We start from the raw sequence: 26324 nt of genomic DNA, 5'->3' as shown, positions 1-26324 counted from the left end.
AGACGCCGGCCGCGCCGCAGGCCCAGCCGGTGGCCGCGCCCGCGCCGTTCGGTCTGCAGAATCTGCCGCCGGAGGTCGCCGGTCCGCTCTCGCACGCCGAAGAGGTGCTGAAGGGTATTCAGCAGCAGCTCGCACCGGCCCAGGCCGTGCGACCGGTGGCCGGGGTCGTCAGTTCCGGCTTCGGATCCCGATGGGGCGCCATGCACTACGGTGTCGACTTCGCCGACGCGATCGGTACTCCTATTCATTCGGTGGAGAACGGCACGGTGATCGATGCCGGTCCCGCCTCGGGCTTCGGGCTGTGGGTCCGGGTGAAGCAGGACGACGGCACCACCGCGGTGTACGGCCACGTCAACGACATCCTCACCCACGTCGGCCAGCGGGTGAACGCCGGCGACGTGATCGCCACCGTCGGCAACCGCGGCAACTCCACCGGCCCGCACCTGCATCTGGAGATCTGGGATCCCAGCGACGTCAAGATCGATCCCGCTCCCTATCTGGCGAGCAAGGGCGTCGTCCTGTCCCAGCAGTCGTGGGGGGCGGGCGAATAGCGCCCGCGCTGTCGTCGGCCGCCCGGCTCGGCCGGCCGCGGGGGGTTGATGCATTGACTGGTTTGTACGAGCTGTTCGACTCCGGATCCGTGCACGGCCGCACCTATACCGCTCTGGTGCAGCATCCGCGGTCCAGCCTGTCGGAGCTGGCGCAATATCTGGAGTGTTCCCGCGAGTCCGTCGCGGCGGCCCTGGACGAACTCTGTGAGATGCAGGCCGTGGTCCGCATCGAAATCGGTGACTCCGTCCGCTGGGACGCGCATGCCCCCGAGGCCCTGTCGGAAGCCGAATCCCGCCGCCGCCAGGCCGAAACCGCGCGCATGCACGAGGCCGCGGCCCGGCTGGGCGAGACCTTCCGCTCGGTGCGCCGCACCACCCGCGGCGACGGCACCGTCGTGCCGATGTACGAGGCCCGCGAGGTGGTCGCCGAATTCGAGGATCTGCAGCGCGCCGCGCGCAGCCGGATCCGGATGATCGACCGGGGCCCGTATCTGTGCGAAGGCGAACGCGCCGCACGGCTGTTCGATCTGCGCTCGGCGCGGATGTCGGCGGGCGTGCGCTACCAGACGCTCTATCAGGACACCATCTATCAGGATCCCGATCGGCTGCGCTTCGCGCTGCAGGCCAATACCGCCGGGGCGCAGGCGCGCACGTTGCCCGATCCGCCCTTCAAGGTGATCATCGCCGACGACGACCGCGCGGCGCTGATGCTGCACCACGACGAACGCCGCGGCGATCCGATGGGGCTGCGCATCGCGGCCTGTCCGACGCTGGACGCGATCGTGCACACCTTCGAGGTGTTGTGGTCGCTGGCCGCGCCGATCTCGGTGAATCCGGACCAGCCGCTGGACGAACGCGACCGGGCCATTCTGACCCTCATGGGCCTGGGCGCGACGGACGACACCATCGCCCGGCGGCTGGGCATGTCCCGGCGCACTGTGGTGCGGCGGACCGCGAGCCTGCTGGAGCGACTGGGCGCCAGCACCCGGTTCCAGGCGGGCGTGCAGGCGATCCGCCGCGGCTGGCTGTGACAAGCTGGGGACCTACTGTGACCAGTGCCACGGAAGTCGACACGAAGCGCAACATCGAGGCACCCTGGCAGCGATGAGTACTAGGAGTACCGGCGGGTCACCAGTTCGATCCGGCGCACCACGCCGTGCTCGCCATCCTTATATGATTGCTCGGACCGCGCGAGGGGGTGTTCGACCGTGCGGACCTGCTGGACGCGAGAGGTGAAGACACTCGAATGGATACTGCCCGCCGTTCCGCTCGTGGAGGTCGTCGCCGCAGGTCGGGCAGCCCCCTTTTCGGCCAGCTGCTGACCGCTGCGGTCGAATCCGCCGCCGATGCGGTGGCGATCCGGTTCGCGCCGACCGATGATCCGGCCGACGCGCGGCAGCTGACCTATCGAGAGCTCGACGAGGGATCGTCGCGCCTGGCCCGGGAACTCATCTCCCGCGGCATCGGCGCCGGCGACGTGGTGGCTATCGGCATCGCCCGCTCGATCGAATCCGTCCTCGCGGTCTGGGCGGTCGCCAAGGCGGGCGCGGCCTACGTTCCGGTCGACCCGGCCTATCCGCCCGAGCGCATCGCGCATATCGTCGCCGACTCCGGCGCGGTACTCGGCCTGACCACCGGAGCCCATCGCCGGGCGCTGGGGACGGGTGTGTACTGGCTCGAACTCGACGATCCGGTCGTGTCGGAACGAATCGGCGCGCGCCCCGCCCATCCGATCTCCTACACCGACCGGGTCCGCCCGCTCACCGAGGATCACCCGGCCTACGTGATCTACACCTCGGGCTCCACCGGTCGTCCCAAGGGCGTCGTGGTGACCCATGCCGGACTCGGCGGTCTGGTCGCGGCCGAGCGCGAGCACTACGGCGTGACCGAGGATTCCCGTGTCCTGCACGTCTGTTCGCCGAACTTCGACGTCTCCGTTCTGGAACTGCTGTTGGCCTTCTCGTCGGGTGCGACCCTGGTGGTCTCGCCGCCGGAGGTGTTCGGCGGTTTCGAGCTGGCCGATCTGCTGCGCCGCGAACAGGTTTCGCACATGCTGATCACCCCCGGCGCGCTGGAGTCGGTCGATCCGGCCGGACTGCCCGACCTCGAGGCCGTCGTCGTGGCCGGCGACAAGTTCGGCCCGGAACTGGTGGGCCGCTGGGCGCGCGACGGGCGGCGCTTCTACAACGGCTACGGCCCGACCGAGGCGACGATCCTCGCCACCTCCAGCGCGGAAATGATTGCCGGCGAGCCGATCACGATCGGCACCCCGATCGCCGGCGTCGGCGCGTTCGTGCTGGATTCGCGGCTGCGACCGGTGCCCGCCGGGGTGGTCGGCGAGCTGTATCTGGCGGGTCCGGCGCTGGCACAGGGATATCTGGGCCGCCCGGGGCTCACCGCGGAACGGTTCGTGGCCAGTCCCTTCGGCGCCGAAACCGGCAGGCCCGGGGCCCGGCTGTATCGCACCGGCGACCTGGTGCGCCGCAACGAGTCCGACGGCACCATCGAATATCTGGGCCGCTCCGATTTCCAGGTCAAGATTCGCGGCTTCCGCATCGAACTGGGCGAGATCGACAACGCGCTGACCGCGCATCCGGATATCGATTTCGCCGCCACCATCGGCCGCACGCTGCCCTCCGGCGCGACGGCGCTGGTGTCGTACGTGTTGCCGCGTCCCGGTGCGGCGCTCGATATCGCGACCCTCGACGATTTCCTGGCGGCCTCGTTGCCCGCCTACATGATTCCCGCGGCGATCATGCCGCTGGAGGAGATTCCGCTGACCCCGGTCGGCAAACTCGACCGCGCCCGGCTGCCGGAACCGACCTTCGCCGCACGCGAATTCCGCGCTCCCGCCACCCCGGTGGAGGAGATCGTCGCCGAGGTGTTCGCGGCTCTGCTCGTTCCCGGCGAGGGCGACAATCCCGGCCGGGTCGGCGCCGACGACGACTTCTTCGAACTCGGCGGCAACTCCCTGCTGGCCGCGCAGGCGGCGGCCCGGATCGGCTCGGCCCTGGGCGCCCGGGTGCCGGTGCAGCTGTTGTTCGAGGCATCGACCGTGGCCGCACTGGCCGAACAGGTGGAACGGCACGCCGGAACCGACACCGGCGAGCGGTTGCGGCCGATGCCGCGGCCCGAACGCATCCCGCTGTCCTATGCCCAGCAGCGGATGTGGTTCCTCAACCGCTTCGATCCGGCGGGCGCGGTCAACAACATCCCGATCGCGGTGCGGCTGAGCGGACGCCTCGACGTGGACGCGCTGCGGTCCGCGGTGCGCGATCTGGTGGAGCGCCACGAAGTGCTGCGCACCATCTATCCGGAACTCGACGGCGAGGGCTACCAGCGGGTGCTGCCCGTCTCGGATCCCCGGGCGGTCCCCGAGATTCCCCTGGTCGAAGCGCGCGAGGACGAGGTGGCCGCCCTGGTCGCCGAAACCGTCTCGGGCGGCTTCGATGTGACGGCCGCGCCGCCGGTGCGCCTGCGGGTGCTGCGCGCGAGCGAGACCGAACACGTCCTGGTGTGCGTGGTGCACCACATCGCCGGTGACGGCTTCTCGATGGCCCCGCTGACCCGCGATCTGATGACCGCCTACCTCGATCGCGTGCGCGGCGGTCATCCGGAATGGACGCCGCTGGCCGTCCAGTACGCCGATTACGCCCTGTGGCAACGGGAAACGCTCGGTAGCGAGGACGATCCGGAGTCGGTGCTCGCCGCGCAGATCGACTTCTGGCGGCGCGAACTCGCCGCGCTGCCCGAACAGCTGGACCTGCCGGCCGACCGGCCGCGTCCGGCGGTCGCGTCCTATCGCGGCGCCACGCTCGACTTCGAGATCGCCCCGGATGTGCACGCGGCGCTGAACCGCCTTGCGCACCAACATCATTCGACGTTGTTCATGGTGGTGCACGCCGCGCTCGCGGTGCTGCTCGCCCGACTGTCGGGCACCCGCGACATCGCGATCGGCACCCCGGTCGCCGGGCGCGGTGAGGCGGCGCTGGACGAGCTGATCGGCATGTTCGTCAACACCCTGGTGCTGCGCACCGAGATCGACCCGGCGCGCAGTTTCGAGCAGGTACTGGCCGACGTCCGCGGCACCGACGTGGCGGCGTTCGGCCACGCCGATGTGCCGTTCGAGCGGCTGGTCGAGATCCTGGATCCGGCGCGTTCGGCCGGGCGGCATCCGCTGTTCCAGGTGATGCTGACCTTCCAGAACCTGGCCCGCACCGAATTGGAGCTGCCCGGGCTGGCGGTTTCCGGTGTCGACCTCGACATCGAGCTGGCCAAGTTCGATCTGCAGCTGGCGATGGCCGAGCGGATCGACGCACATGGTGTGCCGCAGGGGATTTCGGCCGCCTTCAGCTACGCCACCGACCTGTTCGACGAGGCGACGGTGCGCGATTTCACCGATCGGTTCACGCGCATCCTGAACGCCGTCGCCGCCGACGCCGCGGCCGTGGTGGGCGATATCGATGTGCTGGCCCCCGGTGAGCGCGAACTCGTTCTGCACGAATGGAATTCGCCCGGCGCGCCGGTGCCGCCGGTGACCCTGGTCGATCTGATCACCGCACAGGTCCGGCGCCGGCCGGGCGCGGTGGCGGTCCGCTTCGGTGACACCACCCTCACCTTCGGAGATCTGCACCAGCGCGCGAGCCAGGTGGCCCGGGCGCTGATCGCCCAGGGCGTCGGGCCGGAATCGCTGGTGGCCGTGGCGGTGCCGCGCACCGAGGAACTGCCGGTCGCGCTGCTCGGCGTGCTGCTCGCCGGTGCCGCCTATCTGCCCATCGACACCGGTTATCCGGTGCAGCGGCTGGAATTCATGCTCGGCGACGCCGCGCCGGCATGTGTGCTCACGACCGCCGAGCTGCGGGAGGCGGTGCCCGCCGCCGGCCTGGCGACGGTGCTGCTGGAGGAGACCGGCAACTTCGCCGGCGGTCCGCTCACCGACGCCGAGCGGCTCGCCCCGCTGCGACCGGCCGATCTGGCCTACGTCATCTACACCTCGGGCTCCACCGGTGTGCCCAAGGGGGTCGGCGTCACCCACCGCAACGTGCTGGAACTGTTCGCCAACACCCAGCTGCTGTTCGACTTCGACGAAACCGACGTGTGGACGCTGTTCCACTCCTTCGCCTTCGACTTCTCGGTCTGGGAACTGTGGTGTTCGCTGGCCAACGGCGGTGCGGTCGTGGTGGTCGACCACCTGACCTCGCGATCGCCGGAGCTGTTCCGCGAGTTGCTGATTCGCGAGCAAGTCACCGTGCTGAACCAGACGCCCTCGGCGTTCTATCAGCTCGCCGAGGCCGACCGCGCGGCGCACAGCCACACCGGTGACGCCGCGGTGACGGTCGCGGCCAAATTCGCGTTGCGCTACATCGTCTTCGGCGGTGAGGCGCTGGATCTGCGTCAGCTCGCGCGCTGGTACGAGCGGCACGGCTCCACCACCCCGCAGCTGGTGAACATGTACGGCATCACCGAGACGACCGTGCACGTGTCGTTCCTGGCGCTGGACGAGGGTCTGGCCGACCATCCGGCCAGCGTCATCGGCCGGGCGCTGCCGGGCCTCGAGACCTATGTGCTCGACGACCGGCTGCATCCGTCGCCGGTCGGCGTGGCCGGTGAGATGTACATTGCCGGACAACAACTGTCGCGCGGCTACCTCGGCCGTCCGGGCTTGACCGCAGCGCGGTTCGTGGCCAATCCGTACGGTGCGCCCGGTTCCCGGATGTATCGCTCCGGCGATATCGGCCGCTGGGCCGGTTTCGACGGCGAGGCCGCGCTGGAATACGCGGGACGCAGCGATCAGCAGGTGCAGCTGCGCGGCTTCCGCATCGAACTCGGCGAAATCGAGGCCGCGCTGCTGCGCTGCACCGGTGTCGCGCAGGCGGTGGCGATGGTCCGCACCGCAGAGCACTCCGGTGAGCGGCTGGTGGGTTACGTTGTGCCCGAGGCTGGTTCGTCGCTCGATCCGCTCGCGCTGCGCGCCGAGGTCGGCGCCTTCCTGACCGGCTACATGGTGCCCGACGTGGTGGTCGTGCTCGACGCGCTGCCGCTGACGCCGAACGGCAAACTCGATCGTCGTGCCCTGCCCGAACCGGCGGTCGTCAGCGCGGCCGCCTTCCGGGCGCCGAGTACGCCGATCGAACAGGCCGTCGCCGACGTGTTCGCCGATCTGCTCGGTGTCGCCGGTGCGGAGACGACCGGCGTCGGCCTCGACGACGACTTCTTCGCCCTCGGCGGCAATTCGCTGCTCGCGACCCGTGCGGTGGCTCGCATCAACGAGGCGCTCGACGCGAACCTCGTGGTCCGGGAGCTGTTCGAGGCCTCGAGCGTGGCAGCCCTCGCGGCGCGGATCGTGCCCGGCGCGGCCGCCGGTGCGGTGCGCCCGCGCCTCGAGCCTGCCGCGCGTGGGGAGCGGATTCCGCTGTCGCCGGCCCAGCAGCGGATGTGGGTGATCAACCAGCTCGATCCGCAATCGCCGGGCTACAACATTCCGCTGGCGATCCGGCTCACCGGCGATCTCGATGTGGACGCGTTGCGCCAGGCCGTCGCCGATGTGGTGGAGCGGCACGAGGTGCTGCGCACCCGCTACCCCGCCGGCGGTCCGGGCGGGCTGCCGTATCAGGAGATCCTCTCGGTCCGCGAGGCGCTGCCGGAGGGCCTGCCGGTCGAGGACACCGCCGAGCCGATCGACCGCATCGTCGCGCTCATGGCGACCGGATTCGATGTGACCCAAGAGGTTCCGGTGCGCGCCCTGCTGCTGCGCAGCGGGTCCGACCAGGTGCTGGCGCTGGTGATCCACCACATCGCCGGCGACGGTTCCTCGATGGCCCCGCTGGCCCGCGATCTGATGACCGCCTATGTGGCCCGCACCGGCGGCCGCGAACCGGGCTGGGCGCCACTGGAAGTGCAGTACGCCGATTTCGCGATCTGGCAGCGCCGGGCCATCGGCACCGACGACGATCCGGATTCGGTGGCGGCGAAGCAGCTCGCCTACTGGCGGGATCGGCTCGCCGGGGTGTCCGGTTCGGCGCTGCTGGCGCCCGATCATCCGCGTCCGGCCGTGCCGTCGATGCGCGGCGAATCGATCGGTTTCGCGATCCCGGCCGCGGTGCACGAGGGCTTGGTCCGGATTGCGCGAGAACACAATTCGTCGCTGTTCATGGTGGTGCACGCCGCGCTCGCGGTGCTGCTGGCCCGGCAGTCCGGTACCGCCGATGTGGTGGTCGGCACGCCGATCGCGGGCCGCGGCGAGCGCGCACTCGACGATCTGGTCGGCATGTTCGTCAACACGCTGACGCTGCGCACCGGTGTCGACACCACCGACACCTTCGACGCGCTGGTGGAAACCGCCCGCGACACCGATCTGGCGGCCTTCGCGAACTCCGATATCCCGTTCGAACGGGTCGCCGAGGTGGTGGCTCCGGGACGAGGTGGTGCGCAGAGCCTGTTCACGGTGGTGCTGTCGTTCCAGAACACGCAGCAGCCGTCGCTGGAACTGCCGGGCCTGTCCATTGCCGCACTCGACACCGATGCCGTGGCGGCGAAGTTCGATCTGCAGGTCACGGTCGAGCCGCGCCACGAATCCGACGGCTCACCGGCGGAACTGGTCACGGTCTTCACCTACGCGCGGGAACTGTTCGATCCCGCGACGATGCGCACCCTGGGTGATCGATTCGAGCGCATCCTCGCGGCGGTGGCCGCCGACCCGCAGATCCTGCTCGGCGCGATCGACCTGCACGACGAGTCGGAGGTTGTGGTCGAGGCGGCCCGCACCGAACCGGCCGAGACCGGCTCCACCGTCGGCACCGCGCTGGCGCAGGCGCTGGCCGCCGCCGTCGAGGACGACCCCGAGGGGCCGGCGCTGGCCTGGGGCGAGGAGGCGGTCTCGTATCAGGAGCTCGACGCCCGCTCCTCCCGGCTGGCCCGGGCCCTCATCGGTCGCGGCTGCGGCCCGGGTAGCGGGGTCGCGGTGCGGCTCGAGCGCGGTACCGAGTCGGCGGTCGCGGCCTGGGCGGTGCTCAAGGCCGGTGCCGCACTGGTCCCGGTCGTCGACGGCGGCGAACTGCCGTCGGAGCTGGAGATCAAGACCGGCGTCACCGTGGCCGCGGCCCGGCCGAAGGCGGGGCCGAACGGTATCGACTGGCTGGTCCTCGACGATGCGGCGGTCGCCGCCGAGATCGCGGGTGAGTCGGCGCGGCCGGTGACCTACGCCAACCGCACCCGGGCGCTGCGCGGCGCCGATCCGGCCTTCGTCGGCGCGGAGGGCACCCACAGTTACGACGCGCTGGCCGCCGCGGTCGACCGGTTGCGGGCCCGCACCGAGCTGGACTTCGAATCTCGCACCTTCCGGCAGGGCCGGGCCGACGGTATCGCCGCCCTGCTCGAGGTGGTCGGCGCGGGGACGACCGGTGCCTCGATGGTGTTGCCGGCCGAGGTCGGCACCGACGGGCTCGCCGACGAATGGGTCACCCACCTGTTCACCGATCGTGCCGGTCTGGACCGGCTGGATCCGGAACCGCTGGAAGACCTGCGGGCCGTGGTGCTCGAGGACGGGCCGGCGCCGGCGGCCTTCGGCTCCGCCGGGCTGGTACTGCTGCCGGACAATGTGCTTCGCTGAGCAACCGGTGGCACGATCGCGGGAAAGTAACGCCCGCCGCGGCCGGAATCGATGGACAAGGGTGGCCTGCGTGCAGGCGCATGCGGCGACGACAGGCAGGATGAGATAGGTGGTACGGGTGGTCAGCGGACAGTACGCGCTGGAAGTGACGGCATGACGCGCCCCGCTCGGGTCCGGCCGACACGCACCCGCCGGCCACGCGTCACCACCCTGCCCCAGCTCATGGCCACCGCGGTCGAGGCGGATCCGACCGGTACGGCCCTGGTGTTCGCCGATGCCACCACCACGCTGGCCGAACTCAGCTACGCCGAGCTCGACGAGCGTTCGACCCGGCTGGCCCGGCTGCTCATCGCTCGCGGCATCGGCCCGGAGGATCTGGTCGCCGTCGGTATTCCCCGCTCGGTGGAATCGGTGGTCGCGGTGTGGGCGGTGGCCAAGACCGGCGCCGGATTCGTGCCGGTGGATCCGAACTATCCGGCCGATCGCGTCGCGCACATGGTCTCCGACTCCGGTGCGAAACTGGGTCTCACGGTGTCGCCGGTGCGGGAGGACCTGCCCGATTCGGTGGAGTGGCTGACCGTCGACACCGCTGATTTCGCCGCGCGGCTCGAGGAGTTCTCCGGCGACCCGGTCACCTATGCCGATCGGTTGCGGCCGTTGCGGGCCGAACATCCGGCCTACGTGATCTACACGTCCGGCTCGACCGGCAAGCCGAAGGGTGTCGTGGTCACCCAGGCCGGGCTGTCGAGTTTCTGTGACGAACAGCGCGAGCGGTACCGGGTCGGAAACGACTCGCGCACCCTGCATTTCGCATCGCCCTCGTTCGACGCCTCGGTGCTGGAACTGCTGCTGGCCATCGGCGGTGCGGCGGCCATGGTGGTGGCCTCGCCGTCGGTACTCGGCGGCGACGAGCTGGCGAATCTGCTACGGCGCGAACGCGTCACCCACGCCTTCGTCACGCCCGCGGCCCTGGCTTCGGTGGATCCGGCCGGGCTGGACGACCTGCGCGTCGTGGTCGCCGGTGGGGAGGCCTGCCCGCCGGAACTGGTGCGGCGCTGGGCGATCGCGATCGAGGGCGGCACCCGCGAGTTCTACAACGGGTACGGCCCGACCGAGACCACGATCATGACCAACATCAGCGCGCCGCTGGTGCCGGGGGAGACGGTCACCATCGGCGCGCCGGTGCGCAACATCACCGAATACGTGCTCGACGAACAGCTGGCGCGGGTGCCGCGCGGCGCGGTCGGCGAGTTGTACATCACCGGTGCGCAATTGGCGCGCGGATACCACCTGCGTCCCGGCCTGACCGCGGCGCGCTTCGTCGCCAACCCCTTCGACGCCAACGGTTCGCGGTTGTACCGCACCGGTGACCTGGTGCGCTGGACGGCCGCCGGTGAACTGGAGTATCTGGGCCGCAACGACTTCCAGGTCAAGATCCGTGGCTTCCGGATCGAGCTCGGCGAGATCGACGCGGTACTGGCCGCCCACGATTCGGTCGACTTCGCCGTCACCGTCGGCCACACCCTGCACAGCGGCGCCACGATTCTCGTCTCGTACGTGCACGCCGCCGAAGGTGCGAAGGTCGACACCGACGAGCTGAGCGAGCATGCGGGACACAGTCTTCCGGCCCACATGGTGCCGACGACGATCATGGTCCTGGACGCGATTCCGCTGACCCCGGTCGGCAAACTGGACCGCGCGGCGCTGCCGGAACCCGTCCTGGCCGCCCGCGAATTCCGCGCGCCCTCGGGTGCGCTCGAGGAGATGGTGGCGGCCGTCTTCACCGATCTGCTCGACCCGCCCGGACCGGTCGGCGCCGACGACGACTTCTTCGAACTGGGCGGAAACTCGCTGATCGCCACTCAGGTCGCGGGCCGCCTCGGCGCCCAGATCTCGGCGCGGGTACCGGCCCGGCTGCTGTTCGAGGCGGCCACGGTCGCCGAATTGGCACAGCGGCTGGAACCGTTGAAGGGTGCGGGCGGGCGCCTGGCGCTGGCGCCGATGCCGCGTCCGGAACGCATTCCGCTCTCGCTGGCCCAGCAGCGGATGTGGTTCCTCAACCAGTTCGATCCGGAATCAGCGGCCAACAACATTCCGTTCGCGATCCGGCTCACCGGCGCGCTGAACGTGGAGGCGTTGCAGGCGGCCGTCGCCGATGTCGTCGAGCGCCACGAAACCCTGCGCACCGTCTACCCGTCCGCGGACGGCGCCGGACACCAGGTGATTCTGCCCGCGTCGCAATCGGTTCCGGATCTGGCGCCGAAGCCGGTGACCGAGGACGAACTGCCGCAGTGGCTGGCCGGCTATCTGCTCGCCGGATTCGATGTGGCCGCCGAGGTGCCGCTGCGCGTCGCGGTGGCCGAACTGGCGCCCGACGATCATGTCGTGGCGGTCGTGGTCCACCACATCGCCGCCGACGGTGCCTCGGTGGCGCCGTTCATGCGCGATCTGCTGGCCGCCTTCCTCGCCCGGCGCAACCGCGCCCGGCCGAGCTGGCAGCCGCTGCCGGTGCAGTACGCCGACTACGCGCTGTGGCAGCGGGCGCTGCTCGGCGACGAACACGATCCCGACTCCCTTGCGGCCCAGCAGATCGACTACTGGCGCACCACCCTGGCCGGCATCCCGGACCGGCTGGATCTGCCCGCGGATCGGCCGCGCCCGCAGATCGCCTCGGGGCGCGGCGCGGAATACACCTTCGACATCGCGCCCGAGCTGCACGCCCGGCTCGAGGAACTCGCCCAGCGCACCGGCACCTCGCTGTTCATGGTGGTGCATGCGGCGTTCGCGATCCTGCTGGCCCGCTCCAGCGGCACCGACGACATCACCATCGGCACCCCGGTGGCCGGGCGCGGTGAGGCCGAACTCGACGCGCTGGTCGGCATGTTCGTCAACACCCTGGTGCTGCGCACCCGCATCGACGCCGCGACGACGGTCGAGCAACTGCTGGCGGCGGTGAAGGACACCGATCTGGGCGCCTTCTCGCACGCCGAGCTGCCGTTCGAGCGCCTGGTCGAGGTGCTCGACCCGGTGCGGTCGCAGGCGCATCACCCGCTGTTCCAGGCCGCGCTGTTCTTCCAGAACATGCAGAAGCCGCAGCTGCGGCTGCCCGGACTGGTCGCCGAAACGGTCGAATTCGACGGTGCGGTGGCGAAATTCGATCTGCAGCTCACCGCCGTACCGCGAACGGACGCGGGTGCCCCGGCCGGCGTATCGGCCATGTTCACCTACGCGCTGGATCTGTTCGACGAGCCGACCGTCGCCACCTACGCCGACCGGCTGGTGCGGGTGCTGGAGGGCATCGTCGCCGATCCGGCGGCCGCCGTGGGCGATATCGAGCTGCTCGATCCGGCCGAGCGCCTGCGCATCCTGCAGGACTGGAACGACACCGCCCACCGGGTCGAACCGGAGCTGCTGCTCGACGGCTACCGGCGCACGGCGCTGCGCAATCCGGATGCGGTGGCGGTCACCTACGAGGGTGCGCAGCTGACCTACGCCGAATTCGACGCGCAGGTCAATCAGCTGGCGCGCCTGCTGATTTCGCGCGGTGTCGGCCCGGATGCCCTGGTCGGCCTGGCGATCCGCCGATCGCTGGATCTGGTGGTCGGCATGTACGCGATCGTGGCGGCCGGTGGTGCGTACGTGCCGCTGGACCCCGATCATCCGGCGGACCGCATCGCGCACATCCTCGATACCGCACAACCCGTCTGCGTCGTGACCACCGTCGCCGATACCGTCGCGGTGCCCGCGCGGATTCCGGTGCTGCGGCTGGACACCATGGATCTCGGCGGCTTCGATCCGAGCCCGATCCGGCCCGGCGAACTGCTCGCGCCGGTGCGGCCGGACCATCCGGCCTACGTCATCTTCACCTCCGGCTCCACCGGCCGGCCCAAGGGCGTCGCGGTCTCGCATGCCGCGATCAACAACCAGATCGAGTGGATGCTGGCCGCCTACCCGCTGGGCAGCGGCGACGTCTATCTGCAGAAGACGGCGACCACCTTCGACGTCTCGCTGTGGGGCTATTTCATGCCGCTGCGGGCGGGTGCCGAGCTGGTCGTGGCCACCCACGACGGCCATCGCGATCCGCTGTACGTCGCGGAAACCATTGCCGCGCACGGGGTTACGGTCACCGACTTCGTCCCGTCGATGCTCACCGTCTTCGCCGCGCACATCGCGGCGGGCAGCTGCCCGAGCCTGCAGGACATCTTCGTGATCGGCGAGGCGCTGCCGCCGGAGACCGCCGATGCCGTGCACGCGGTGTGCGATGCGCGCATCCACAACCTGTACGGGCCCACCGAGGCCGCGGTGTCGGTCACGTATTGGCCTGTCGGTGAGGACGACCGGCCGACCGTGCCGATCGGCCTGCCGCAGTGGAACACTCGCGTCTACGTGCTCGACGGCCGCCTGCGTCCGGTGCCGGTGGGCGTGCCCGGTGAGCTGTATCTCGCGGGTGACCAGCTGGCCCGCGGCTATGTGCGCCGCCCCGACCTGACCGCGGACCGGTTCGTGGCCAACCCGTTCGGCCACGGCGAGCGGATGTACCGCACCGGCGATCTGGTGCTGTGGCGTGACGCCGACGAGACCCGGCCCGCGCGGCTCGACTACATCGGCCGCACCGACTTCCAGGTGAAGTTCCGCGGCCAGCGCATCGAGTTGGGCGAGATCGAGACCGCGCTGCTGGCGCTGCCGGGCGTGAGCCAGGCGGTCGCGCTGGTGATGGGCTCGGCACTGGGCGATCAGCTGGTCGCCTATGTCGTCGCCCAGCCGCGCACCACCCTCGATCCCGAGCGCCTGCGCAACGGCGTGAAGGATTCGCTTCCGGCCTATATGGTTCCGGCGGTCGTCGTGGTTCTCGACGCCTTCCCGCTCAATCCGAGCGGCAAACTCGACCGCAAGGCGCTGCCCGAACCCACTTTCAGCAGCCGCGAATTCCGGGCGCCGAGTACTCCGGTGGAGGAGATCGTCGCCGAGGTCTTCGGCTCCGTGCTCGGCCTGGAACGGGTCGGCGCCGACGACGACTTCTTCGCCCTCGGCGGCAATTCGCTGATCGCCACGCAGGTGGTGGCCCGGCTCGGTGCGGCGGTCGGCGGCCGCGTGCCGGTGCGGTCGCTGTTCGAGACGCCCACGGTGGCCGGACTGGCCGCCACCCTCGATTCCCAGACCCACATCCGGCGCGGCGCGGAACTGGGCTCGATCGAGCGTCCGGAACAGCTGCCGCTCTCGCTCGCGCAGCAGCGCATGTGGTTCCTCAACCGCTTCGACCAGGCCGAAACCGCCGAGGAGGCGGTGCATTCCGGTTCGGCCGCCTACAACCTGCCCTTCGCGCTGCGGCTGACCGGCAGCCTGGATGTGGAGGCGCTGGGCGCGGCCCTCGACGACGTGGTCGCGCGGCACGAGGTGTTGCGCACGGTCTACCCGGAGACTCCCGAGGGTCCCGTCCAGGTGATCCTGCCGGCCGACACCCGGCTGGGCCTGCGGCCGGAACGCACCGCCGCCGCCGCGGTCGCCGATGCGGTATACGCCCTGGCCGCAACGCCTTTCGATGTCACCTCCGAGGTTCCGCTGCGAGTGCGGCTACTGGAGATCTCCGACCTCGCCCCCGGTTCGCGACGCGAATACGTGCTCGCCGTGGTGGTGCACCACATCGCCGCCGACGCGTCCTCGATGGGCCCGCTGGTGCGCGACGTGATGACCGCCTACGCCGCCCGCACCTGCGGCGCCGCGCCGGACTGGGCGCCGCTGCGCGTGCAGTACGCCGATTACGCGCTGTGGCAGCGTGCCGTCCTGGGCTCGGAGTCGCAGTCGGATTCCATTGCCGCCCAGCAGATTTCGTACTGGCAGCGCGAGCTGGCCGGCCTGCCGGACGTGCTCGAGTTGCCCACCGATCGCCCACGTCCGCCGGTGGCGACGCTGGCCGGTGCGCGCGTGGACGTGCGGATCGCGCCCGAGGTGCACGCGGGCCTGGTCGAGCTGGCCCGCGCCCACGGCGCCACGCTGTTCATGGTCGTGCATTCGGCGTTCGCGCTGCTGCTGGCCCGGCTGTCGGGCGGCGACGACATCGCCGTCGGCAGCCCGATCGCCGGTCGCGGTGAGGCCGAACTCGACGATCTGATCGGCATGTTCGTCAACACCGTCGTCTTCCGCACCCGTGTCGAGCGCGGCGAGCCGTTCACCGAACTGCTGGCCCGCCAGCGCGAAACCGATCTGCAGGCCTTCGCCCACGCCGACATTCCGTTCGAGCGGCTGGTCGAGGTGCTGAACCCGCCGCGTTCCACCGCGCACCACCCGCTGTTCCAGGTGGGCCTGTCGTTCCAGAACCTGGCGCGCACCGAACTGGAACTGCCCGGATTGAGCGTCGCCGGTGTGGACGCCGATCTGGACGTCTCCCAGTTCGACCTGCATCTGATCGTGGCCGACGCGTACGACGCGGACGGAAATCCGGACGGCATCGGTGGTTTCCTCACCTACGCCACGGATCTGTTCGACGCCGCGACCGCCGAATCGATCGTCGAGCGGCTGTCGCTGCTGCTCGCCGGGGTGGTCGCCGAGGCCGCCACTGCGGTCGGCGATCTCGACATCCTGACCTCGGCCGAGCGGGCCGAGCTGGAGCGTGCCGCGACCGGCGCGGCGCATCCGGTCGCTGCCGCGACGCTGCCGGAACTGCTGGCGGCGACGATCGCCGCACGGCCGAACGGGGTGGCCCTGACGGCCGATGCCGACGAGCAGTTCGGCGGTACGCCCGCCGAGCTCACCTACGGCGAACTCGGCGAGCGCGTCCACCGCCTCGCCCGGCATCTGATCTCGCTCGGCGTCGGCCCCGAATCTCGGGTCGCGCTGGCCCTGCGGCGCGGCGTCGATCTGGTGGTCGCGATGTACGCCGTCTCGGTGGCCGGTGGCGCGTACGTGCCGCTCGATCCGGATCAGCCCGCCGAACGCGTCGGCTACATCCTCGATTCCGCCGACCCGGTGTGCGTGCTGACCTCCTCGGATATTCCGAACCTGCCCGGACGTACCGCACCCTCGGCAGCCGCCGCGGCGACCCGGGATTGGCGCGGTCGCTCGCAGTCCATGCCCGCGCTGGCCGATTCCGGCCGGTCCGCGGCGCGCGAGGACGTGGTGCGCCTCGACGAGCTGGATCTGTCGGGCCTGTCGGCGCGGCCGGTCACCGACGCCGACCGGATCGCACCGCTGCTGCCGCAGCACACGGCCTACGTGATCTTCACCTCCGGTTCGACCGGCCGCCCCAAGGGCGTCGCGGTGCCGCACGGCGCGATCGTCAACCAATTGGTGTGGAAGACGGCCGAATTCGATCTCCGCGCCGACGACGCGGTACTACTGAAGACCGCCGCGACCTTCGACCTGTCGGTCTGGGAGTTCTGGTCCGCGGCGGTGTCGGGCGGACGGCTGGTGATCGCCGCGCCCGACGGACATCGCGATCCGGCCTACCTGAACGATCTGATCCGGCGCACCGGCGTCACCACGCTGCATGTGGTGCCGTCGATGCTGGACGCCCTGCTCACCGAGGCCCGGACGAATACCGCGCCCGAGGCGACGAGCCCGCTGCGGCGAGTCCTCGCCATCGGTGAGGCGCTGCCCGCGGCGCTGGCGCAGCGGTTCGCCGCCGCCCATCCCGAGGTCGAGCTCTACAACCTGTACGGTCCGACCGAGGCCGCGGTCTCGATCACCGCGCACCGCGTCGGCGCGGCCGACGAACTGTCGGTGCCGATCGGCGCACCCGAGTGGAACAGCAGTGTCTACGTGCTGGATTCGCGCCTGCACCCGGTGCCGGTGGGCGTCTCCGGTGAGCTCTATCTGGCCGGTGCGCAGCTGGCCCGCGGCTACTTCGGGCGGGCGGATCTGACCGCGGATCGCTTCGTGGCCGATCCGTTCGGCAGCGGTTCGCGCATGTACCGCACCGGCGACCTGGTGGCCTGGACGGCGAACGGTGAGCTGGAGTATCGCGGCCGCACCGACTTCCAGGTCAAGGTGCGCGGTTTCCGCATCGAACTGGGGGAGATCGAGGCGGCGCTGCTGCGTCTGCCGCAGCTCGCCCAGGCGGTCGTGGTGGCGAAGTCCGACCCGCGCACCGGCGATCGGCTCGTCGCGTATCTGGTCTCCGCGGACCGGGAACTCGATGTGGCACAGGTGAAGTCGGCACTCGCCTCGGCGCTGCCGAACTACATGGTGCCCGCGGCCTTCGTGGTCCTCGACGCGCTGCCGCTCACCGTGAACGGCAAACTCGACCGCAAGGCCCTGCCGGAGCCGGAATTCGAGACCACCGCCTTCCGTGCGCCCTCGACTCCGGTGGAGGAGATCGTGGCCGGCACCTTCGCCGAGGTGCTGGGGATCGACCGGGTCGGCCTGGACGACGACTTCTTCGCCCTCGGCGGTAACTCGCTGCTGGCCACTCAGGTGGCCGCGCGGATCGGCGCCGCGCTCGAGGTGCGCGTGCCGGTGCGCGCGTTGTTCGAGGCGGCGACCGTGGGTGCACTGGCCGCCCGGGTGGAGCGCACCGGAACCGAACGGCCGCGGCTGCCGCTGGTCGCCGGTCCGCGTCCGGACGCCGTTCCGCTGTCCTACGCCCAGCAGCGGATGTGGTTCCTCAACCAATTCGACACCGCCGCAACGGTGTACAACATCCCGGTCGCCATCCGGCTGTCCGGTGCGCTGGATGTGGCCGCGCTGCGGCAGGCCGTCGCGGATCTGGCGGCCCGGCACGAGGTGCTGCGGACCATCTATCCGGAATCCGAGTCCGGCGGCGCGGTGCAGCAGGTGCTGGCGCCGGGCGCGGTGAGCATCGACCTGGAGCCGGTGCAGATCGGTGAGGAGCGGGTGGCCCACGAGGTGGGGCGTCAGGTCGCGAGCGGATTCGACGTGACCACCGAGATCCCGTTCCGGATCCGGTTGTTCCAGCTCTCGGCGAGCGAGTTCGTCCTCGTCTTCGTCGCCCACCACATCGCGGCCGACGGCTGGTCGATGGGCCCGCTGACCCGGGATCTGATGACCGCCTACGTGGCCCGGGCCGCCGGACAGGCGCCCTCGTGGGCGCCGCTGCCGATCCAGTACGCCGACTACGCGCTGTGGCAGCGCGCCGCACTGGGCGCCGAGGACGATCCGGAATCCCTGGTCAGCGCCCAATTGTCTTACTGGACACAGGAACTGGCCGACCTGCCGGACGAGCTGCGGTTGCCCGCGGACCGGCCGCGGCCCGCGGTGCAGAGCTTCGCCGGCGCCAAGGTCGACTTCGCCGTCGATTCGCAGGTGCACGCCGGCCTCACCGCACTGGCGCAGCGGCACAATTCCACGGTGTTCATGGTGGTGCACACCGCCCTGGCGGTCTTCCTGGCCCGCATGTCGGGTACCGAGGACATCGCCATCGGTGCGCCGATCGCGGGCCGCGGTGAGGCCGAACTCGACGATCTGATCGGCATGTTCGTCAACACACTGGTACTGCGCAGCCGGGTGGCGCCGGGCCGCAGTTTCGCCGAACTGCTGGCCGACAACCGGGAAACCGATCTGCGCGCCTTCGCCCACGCCGACGTGCCGTTCGAGCGGCTGGTCGAAGCACTGGACCCGGAGCGCTCCACCGCCCGGCATCCGCTGTTCCAGGTGGCGCTGTCGTTCGAGAATCTGGCCGGAACCAGTTTCGAACTGCCGGGCCTGAGCTTCACCGCCCTGGATCCGGCCGCCGACACCGCGAAATTCGATCTGCTGCTGACGCTGCGCGAACAGCGCACCGGATCCGGCGGCGAAGCCGGCATCTTCGGCGAGTTCACCTATGCCACCGATCTTTTCGACCGGGACACGGTCGTCGACTTCGGCCGGCGGCTGGGCCGGATCCTCGCCGCGGTCGCGCGCGACGCCGATATCGCGGTCGGCGATCTCGACATCCTGGTCGGATCCGAAACCGAGGATCTCGCCGCTCGCACCGGACTGCCCGCGGTGGCGCCCGCCACGCTGCCGGATCTGATGGCGGCCGCGGTCGCGGCGAATCCGGACGGTCCCGCGGTCGTCGTGGGCGGGCGCGCGTTCACCTATGCCCAGCTGGATCTGGCCTCGACCAAACTGGCCCGCCGGCTCATCGAACTGGGCGCCGGGCCGGACAAGCATGTGGCGGTGGCCATTCCGCGCTCGCTCGAGGGTGTGGTGGCGCTGTGGTCGGTCGCGAAGTCGGGTGCGGCGTTCGTGCCGATCGACCCGACCTATCCGTACGACCGCATCGCGCACATGGTCGCCGACTGCCGCGCCGACCTCGGAGTCACCGTGCGGGCCGAGGTCGCGGACTTGCCGGATACCGCCGGCGGCTGGATCGTGCTCGACGATCCCAACTTCGCCTACGAGGTCGATTCCCTGTCCGGCGCACCGGTTTCCGATGCCGAACGCCTGGTCCCGCTGCGCCCGGACAACACCGCCTACCTCATCTACACCTCGGGTTCCACCGGTCTGCCCAAGGGCGTCGTGGTCACCCATGCGGGTCTGGCGAACTTCAGCGCCGAACAGCGGGAGCGTTACCGGCTGGATCGCGATTCGCGGGCGCTGGCGTTCGCCTCGCCGTCCTTCGACGCCTCGATGCTGGAGTTGCTGCTGGCCATCGGTGCGTGCGGGGCGCTGGTGATCGTGCCGCCACGCACCTTCGGCGGTGAGGAACTGGCCGAGGTGATCCGCGGTCAGCGGGTCACGCACGCCTTCCTCACCCCGTCGGTCCTGGCCTCGCTGGATTCGGATGCGCTGGCCTCGATGCAGGCCATCGTCGCCGGTGGTGAGGCCGTGCCGGCCGATCTGGTCGCGAAATGGGGTGGTGCGCCGGATGGTTCGGGCCGCCGGTTCCACAACGGGTACGGGCCCACCGAGACCACGATCATGACCAACATCAGCGATCCGCTCTCGCCCGGTGACGTGGTGACCATCGGCGGGCCGATCCGCGGCATGCGGGCACTGATCCTCGACTCGCGGCTGCGGCTGGTGCCCGAAGGCGTCGCCGGCGAACTGTATCTGGGCGGCATCCAGCTGGCCCGCGGCTACCACGACCGGCCCGGCCTCACCGCCGCCCGGTTCGTCGCCGATCCGTACGGCCCGCCCGGGCAGCGGCTCTACCGCACCGGTGACGTGGTGCGCTGGCGTCGCGGCGAGCCGGTGGTGGAATATGTGGGCCGCAACGACTTCCAGGTCAAGATCCGCGGCCTGCGCATCGAACTGGGCGAGATCGACAGTGCGCTGATCGATCAGCCCGGTGTCGATTTCGCGGTCACCGTGGGGCATCGCACCGCCACGGGCACGACGATTCTCGTCTCCTATGTGCGTTCGGCCGCCGGTCTGCCGCTGGATACCGAGACGCTGACCGCCGAACTCGCCGCGCGGCTGCCGGAGTACATGGTTCCGACCGCGATCGTGGTCCTGGACGAGATTCCGCTGACCCCGGTCGGCAAACTCGATCGCAAGGCCCTGCCGGAACCGGTCCTGGAGGCCAAGCGCTATCGCGCACCGCAGACCGCCACCGAACAGGTGGTCGCCGAGGTGATCGGTGAGGTACTGGGCGTCGATCGCGTCGGCGTGGACGACGACTTCTTCGCCCTCGGTGGCGACAGCATCGTCTCCATCCAGGTCGTGTCCCGGGCGCGGGCGCGCGGTGTGCACTTCACCCCGCGTGACGTGTTCACCGCGCGCACGGTCGAGGCGCTGGCCCGCGCGGCCACCGTCGAGGCGCCGGCCGCCGCCGAGCAGTCCGGGCCGATGCCGTTGCCGCCGGCCGCGATTCGCGCGCTGGAACTCGACCCCTCCGGTCGCGAACTCCGGGCGATCGCCCTCGATATTCCGGCCGACTGCGATCCCGAGCGGATCCGTGCGGCGGTGACCGGCGTACTCGACCGGCATGCCGTCCTGTCGGCTCGCCTGGATGTCGAGGCCGGCGCCCTGGTGATTCCGGAAACTCCCGTCCCGGCGATCCTGCGGCAGTTCGCGCCGGGCCCCGACGCCGTCGACCTGGCGGTGCGATCGCTGGCACAGGAGCTCGATCCGGCCGACGGGCGCACCATCGCCTTCGCGCTGATCGCGCCCTCCGACCCGGGGGAATCCGCGGGCGCCGCAACGAGTCTGGTCGTGGCCGCCAACGGTCTGGTGGTGGACGACACTTCGTGGCGCATCGTCGTCGACGAACTGTCGGAGTCGTGGGCGGGCGGACATTCCGCGCCCGCGGCCGTCGATGCCGGTCCGCTGGGCGTGGGTCGCGCGCTCGCGGCCAGTGCCGTCGCGGCCGAGACCGTGGAGCAGCTCGACTGGTGGCAGCGTCATCTCGCCGCCGCACCCGCCGACGCTCCGGTCGAGGGCATCGATCTGGCGGCGCGCGGCCGGGTCTCGCTGGTCATCACCGCCGAGGGCGCGGCCGCCGTCGACGCGGTCGCGCACGCCTATCACGCCACCATCGAGGATGTGCTGATCACCGCGTTCGCGCTGGCGCAGGAGCGCGGCGCCCGTGCCGATGCCGGTGATCTGATCGGCACCGTGGTGCGGCTGGCGGCCGACGGCCGTGCGGTCGCCGGTGCCGAATCCGCCGGTACGGTCGGTGGTTTCACCTCCACCTATCCGCTGCTGGTCGGCCTCACCGATATCGATGTCGAGCAGGCGCTGCTCGGTAACCGCGCCGCGGGCGACGCCATCGCGCAGATCAAGGAACTGCGGCGCGGGGTGCCCGATTCGGGTGTCGGCTACGGTCTGCTGCGGTATCTCAACCCCGACACCGCGTCCGCGCTGGCCGCGGCACCGCAGGGCCGCACCGCGTTCCGCTACCGCGATCTGCGTCCGGCCCGGCCGTATCCGCACCTGCCCGCGGCCGACCTGCTGCTCGACATCACCGTCGACGCCACCGAGGACGGACTGCTCGCGCGATTCGACTACGCGGCAGCCGTTTTCACCGTCGACCAGGTGAAGGAGTTCGCCGGACTGTGGGTGCGTGCGCTGGGCGGCCTCGCCGAGCACGGAACCCACGCCGACGCCGGCGGTTTCACCGTGTCCGACTTCGAACTGGTCCGCCTGGAAACCGCCGATATCGCGAAGTTGTCGCAGGACTACCCGGATCTGGCCGATGTCTGGCCGGTGACGCCGCTGCAGTCGGGCATGCTGTTCCACGCCCTGCTGGCCGACACCTCGACCGACGTCTACATCACCCAGTTCACCCTGGATCTGGGGGGTGCCGTGGACGAGCGGAGGCTGCGCGAGGCCGCACAGGCCGTGCTGGACCGGCACGACAACCTACGGGTCGCCTTCGCCGCCGATGCCGCCGGGAATCCGGTGCAGGTGGTGCTCGATCACGTCGACGTCCCTTGGCGCGGTATCGATCTCACCGATCTGGCACCCGAGGCCGCCGAGGCCGAAGCGGTCCGGATGTGTGAACTCGACTACGGCCGGCGGTTCGCGATGGACCGGGCGCCGCTGCTGCGGTTCACCCTGTTCCGGCTCGGCGCCGACGCCTACCGGCTGCTCGTCACCAGCCACCACATCCTCATCGACGGCTGGTCGACGCCGCTGCTCATGCAGGATCTGCTCACGCTGTACGCGGTGGGCGCGCGGTCGCGGCAGCTACCGCCGGCCGGATCCTACGGTGACTATCTGCGCTGGCTGATCGCGCAGGATCCGGCCGCCGCGCGGGCGCAGTGGCAGCGGGCGCTGGACGGGATCACCGAGCCGACACCGCTGGCGCCGGTCGACCCGAGCCGGGAGATCTCCGCGGGTGTGGGCGAAATCGGCTTCGAGCTGTCGGTCGCCGACACCACCGAGCTGACCCGGCTCGCCGCCCGGCTCGGTGTCACGGTCAACACCGTGGTGCAGGCGGCGTGGGGTCTGCTCATCGGCCGCAGCATCGATCGCGACGACGTCGTCTTCGGCGCCACGGTATCCGGGCGCCCGCCCGCGCTGCCGGGTGTGGAGACGATGGTCGGATTGTTCCTCAACGCCATTCCGGTGCGGGTGCGTCTGGGCGCCACCGACACGCTGGCCGGACTGCTGAGCCAGTTGCAGGCCGAACAGGCGGCGCTTCTGGACTTCCACTACCTGGGCCTGAGCGATATTCAGCAGGCCGTCGGAGTGGAAGGGCTGTTCGATTCGCTGGTCGTGTTCGAATCCTTCCCGGTCGATCGCGACGGACTCGACCGGGTCGGCTCGATCGACGGTATGCACGTCACCGGCATCGGCGCGGTCAACGGCACGCACTATCCGGTGACGGTGATCGTGGTGCTGGACAACCAGCTCCGGATCAGCCTGAAGTATCTGCGCGACGTCTTCGACGAAGCGGCGGCGCACGCGCTGTCGCAGCGGCTCGCGGCGCTCATCGGCCGCTTCACCGATACACCGCAGGCTCGGGTCGCCGATGTCGACGCGCTGCTGGACGGCGAGCGCGCCGCACTGGAGGCCCGCAACGCCACCGAGGTGCCGCAGCTGCGCGATCAGGCGACCCTGCTGAGCCTGTTCGACGAGCAGGTGGCCCGCACCCCGCAGGCGCCGGCGCTGCACTTCGGCGACGTGACGCTGAGCTACCGCGAGCTGGATCTGCGGTCGCGTGCCCTCGCCGCCGAACTGCTCGGCCGCGGAGTGGAACCGAATTCGCTGGTGGCCGTGGCCATGCGGCGTTCGATCGACCTGGTGGTCGGCATCTACGCGGTGCTGCGGACGGGTGCGGGTTATGTCCCCGTCGACCCGGATCACCCGGCCGAACGCAACGAGTTCGTGCTGGCCAACGCCCGTCCGGTGTGCGTGCTGACCACGGGCCGCGACGGCTTCGCCACCGACAGCGGAGTCCCGGTCGTCGATATCTCCGGATTGGACGGCGAACCGGAATCGGTTGCGGCGCTGCGATTCCCGTACGTCCATCCGGATGCGGTGGCCTATGTCATCCACACCTCCGGCTCGACCGGCCGGCCGAAGGGCGTGGTGATCACGCACCGGCAGATGACCAACCAGTTCCGGTGGGCACAGCGGACCTATCCGCACGACACCGGCGACGTCGTCCTGCACAAGACGCCGATCACCTTCGACATCTCGACGTGGGAGTTGTTCTGGCCGTTGCAGACCGGTGCGGCGATCGTGATCGCCGAGCCGGACGGCCACCGCGATCCGGCGTATCTGTCGCAGGTGATCGAACAGCGCTCGGTCAGCACCGTGCACTTCGTGCCCTCGATGCTGGACGCGTTCCTGGACCCGGCCGCGAATGCGGCGGTGACGCGCGGTTATCCGTCGCTGCGACGGGTGTTCGCCGCCGGTGAGGCGCTGTCGGGGGAGACCGCGCAGCGATTCCGCGCCACGCTCGCGGACACGGAGCTGGTGAACTGGTACGGCCCGGCCGAGGCCACCGTGGTCACGGCCTGGCCCGCCGGCGACAGCGACGGCGTCGCGGTCCTGATCGGCACACCGGTCGCCAACACCCGGGTGTACGTGCTGGACCGGCAGCTGCGGCCGGTGCCGCCGGGCTCGCCCGGTGAGCTCTACGTGGCCGGTGTGCAGCTGGCCCGCGGATATCTCGGCGCACCGGCGCTGACCGCCGAACGGTTCGTCGCCCACGAGGGCGGGCAGCGGCTCTACCGCACCGGCGATATCGTGCGCTGGCGCGAAACCGGCGCCGGCGCGGCACTGGAATACCTGGGCCGCAGCGATTTCCAGATCAAGCTGCGTGGTCAGCGCATCGAGCTCGGGGAGATCGAGGCGGTGCTGGCCGGCTTCGCGCCGGTGCGCCACGCCGTGGTGTCGCTGGTGCGCAGCTCGTCGGGTGACCGCCTGGTCGCCTACGTGGTGCCCGACGCGGGCGCGATCGACGAGGCCGAGTTGCTGGCCTACGCGCGGGAATCGTTGCCCGCGTATATGATTCCGGCGGCCGTGGTGGTACTCGACGCGCTGCCGCTCAACGCCAGCGGCAAACTCGATCGCAAGGCGCTACCGGTGCCGCAGTTCTCCGGACGCCCCTACCGGGCGCCGTCGACATCGCTGGAGGAGGCGATCGCCTCCGTCTTCGCCGAGGTGCTGGGCGCCGACCGGGTCGGCCTGGATGACGACTTCTTCGATCTGGGCGGCAATTCCTTGGTCGCGACCCGTGCGGTGAGCCGCTTGCGCGCGCTCACCGGTGTCGAGGTCCGGGTGCAGTGGTTCTTCCTCGGATCCACCGTCGCCGCACTCGCGCAGCGCATCGTCGCGGCGATGAGCGACGAGCACGACTACGACCTGGAATCGGATGCGGCACTGGGTGTGCTGCTGCCGATCCGCGCGCAGGGCGAGGGCGACACACTGTTCTGCATCCACCCGATGTACGGATTGTCCTGGTGCTACGCGGGTCTGACCCGGTATGTCGCGGACCGGCCGATTCTGGGTGTGCAGTCGCCGGCGCTGTCGGAGGACGATTACCTGCCGGAATCGTTGCAGGAGATGGCCGATCGCTATGTTGCCGAGATTCGCGCGGTGCAGCCGCACGGCCCGTACCACCTGCTCGGCTGGTCGCTGGGCGGTGTGCTGGCCCATGCCGTCGCGACCACCCTGCAGGCGGCGGGCGAGCGGGTCGGCTCGGTGAGCATGCTCGACAGCCACGCCGAGATCGACGTCGCCGATTTCCGGACCGCGATCCGAGAAGCCCTGGCGGAGATCGGGATCGGCGCGGAGGCCCTGGTCGGCAACGGCGACATCCACGACCTCAGCGAGGAGGCGGTGGCCGCCCTGCACGCCACCATCCCGCCGGATATGGCCGTGCTGACGCCGGACCGGGTCCGCCGCATCTACCGCAGCGCGGTGCGCTCGGCGGAGTTGATCGCCGAACATCGGCCGGACGTATATCGTGGCCGCCTGGACTATTTCAGCGCGGCCGGCCACGAAACGGCGGCGCAGAACTGGCGGCCCTATGTCGAGGGCGAGATCGCCGATCATCCGGTCGGCGTCTCGCACGACCAGATGACCTCGCCGCCGGCGCTGGCCGAACTCGGTCCGGTGCTGGCACAGGTACTGGCGCGCGGGGGCGGTCCTCGCCCGGACGGGTCGTCTCCGGCATGATGGGGCGGCGCATACGTAACGGACCGGTCTGGTCAGACGACTAGATAGGCCGTAGGGTCGGGCGAGTTCTCGACCGTCCGGGGTGGCGCCTCGCCGGGCGCCCCACGGAAGAGCTGAAACCGAATTCGAGCAGATAGCGAAGGTGTGAACAT

Annotated in this window: 4 protein-coding genes; all 4 read left to right on the top strand. The window is 70.4% G+C overall.

The window, feature by feature from the left end; translation table 11 throughout:
• Positions 1-551: M23 family metallopeptidase (locus NN2_RS29645; RefSeq protein ID WP_063017866.1), on the top strand; the 551-nt coding region annotated here is incomplete at its 5' end.
• Positions 552-604: 53 nt separating this feature from the next.
• Positions 605-1582, top strand: a complete 978-nt coding sequence (locus NN2_RS29640; RefSeq protein ID WP_063017860.1) for a helix-turn-helix transcriptional regulator — start codon at positions 605-607, stop codon at positions 1580-1582.
• Positions 1583-1797: 215 nt separating this feature from the next.
• Complete coding sequence (locus NN2_RS29635; protein WP_063017864.1) at positions 1798-9159, top strand: non-ribosomal peptide synthetase; 7362 nt, start codon at positions 1798-1800, stop codon at positions 9157-9159.
• Between the two features lie 51 nt (positions 9160-9210).
• Positions 9211-26172, top strand: coding sequence for a non-ribosomal peptide synthetase (locus tag NN2_RS29630; protein WP_439955870.1), 16962 nt, complete (start codon positions 9211-9213; stop codon positions 26170-26172).
• Positions 26173-26324 lie beyond the last annotated feature (152 nt).

Origin of the sequence: Nocardia nova NBRC 15556 (genome assembly GCF_001613005.1) — a bacterium.
GTDB classification, from domain to species: Bacteria; Actinomycetota; Actinomycetes; order Mycobacteriales; family Mycobacteriaceae; genus Nocardia; species Nocardia nova.
This window is presented reverse-complemented; position numbering and strand designations above follow the sequence as displayed.

What these genes read in the sequence shown, in the direction of transcription:
- NN2_RS29635 (WP_063017864.1), top strand. Translation starts at nt 1,798, where the DNA reads ATGGATACTGCCCGCCGTTCCGCTCGTGGAGGTCGTCGCCGCAGGTCG.
- NN2_RS29630 (WP_439955870.1), top strand. Translation starts at nt 9,211, where the DNA reads ATGGACAAGGGTGGCCTGCGTGCAGGCGCATGCGGCGACGACAGGCAG.